At 42.2% G+C, this 812-nt stretch carries 3 protein-coding genes and 1 pseudogene; all 4 read right to left on the bottom strand.

The window, feature by feature from the left end; all coding sequences use genetic code 11:
- Nucleotides 1-158, bottom strand: a pseudogene (locus tag QZ311_RS12350) (acetyltransferase); the annotation flags it as partial.
- A 3-nt stretch (nt 159-161) separates the two neighbouring features.
- On the bottom strand, nt 162-317 hold the full coding sequence (locus tag QZ311_RS12345; protein WP_297068524.1) for a hypothetical protein: 156 nt from the start codon (nt 315-317) through the stop codon (nt 162-164).
- 51 nt (nt 318-368) lie between these two features.
- Nucleotides 369-569, bottom strand: a complete 201-nt coding sequence (gene dmpI / locus QZ311_RS12340) for a 4-oxalocrotonate tautomerase DmpI (protein ID WP_121700123.1) — start codon at nt 567-569, stop codon at nt 369-371.
- An 11-nt stretch (nt 570-580) separates the two neighbouring features.
- A partial coding sequence (locus tag QZ311_RS12335) for a 4Fe-4S double cluster binding domain-containing protein (RefSeq protein WP_297068520.1) occupies nt 581-812 on the bottom strand: 232 nt, incomplete at its 5' end.

Here is an 812-nt window from a genome sequence, read left to right as displayed (position 1 = left end):
TGATAGAGCACGTTGTTCTTCTCGAAGTCTCGCGGGTCATTCACAAAATCATTGTAGATGGTGAAGTCTCCGACCTCGATTGTAGGGCGTGTGACAACTGATTTCAGATACACTGTCTGATTATCATTGGAACGTGGATAAATTTTATTCTTGTCCATAGTTTAATCCTTTAACTGTTTGATAAGCCATGCCATATTTTCGCCGAGGTTACGCATATTTGCCATGCCTTCCTCATCATTGAGAACATCTCCGATATTCTTACCGTAAACTATATTCCAATAGGCCGAGCCAACGACAACCATCTCTTTATTGAGCATAGATGACCGTGTTGCCGTCCTTGCGTGAGCTTCCGTTAGTTCCGATTACTTTCATCTGTTGTATTTGCGTTTTATCTCATCGATTGACTTGCCGACGATACCGAAGTTTTCATCTGGCAACTCCTTAATTGTAACCGTAAAGAACTGCTCCGGGATATGTGTTATCTCGGAGGCTGTTTCTGTCAGCCGTTCAATCAGCTCTTTCTTCTGTTCAGCAGTCAACCGTCCGCTTTCGATTGATATGTATGGCATCGTAAGAATTATTAGAGTTTGTTTTTGCTCCCGAGGTTATAAGGACAGATGTCTCTACATTTATGGCAAGATATTTTCCATGTTTTTTGTTCCTCGTCATCGCCAAATGCATGGTTCCAGCAATCAAGTTGCTTTAGTTCTGATTCAGACAGAGCGTTAATCGGACAGACATCGGCACATAAATTGCAGTTGTTGCATATTGGAGCGAGAAGCGGGTCTGGTTCAAATTCATGCTCAGATAAC

Origin of the sequence: uncultured Duncaniella sp. (assembly GCF_910578445.1) — a bacterium.
Taxonomy (GTDB): Bacteria; Bacteroidota; Bacteroidia; order Bacteroidales; family Muribaculaceae; genus Duncaniella.
The sequence above is the reverse complement of the archived record's forward strand: the minus strand, read 5'-3'. Positions and strand labels throughout refer to the sequence as shown.

Coding starts and splice junctions, on each gene's coding strand:
- QZ311_RS12345 (WP_297068524.1), bottom strand. CDS start 317: ATGCTCAATAAAGAGATGGTTGTCGTTGGCTCGGCCTATTGGAATATA.
- dmpI (WP_121700123.1), bottom strand. CDS start 569: ATGCCATACATATCAATCGAAAGCGGACGGTTGACTGCTGAACAGAAG.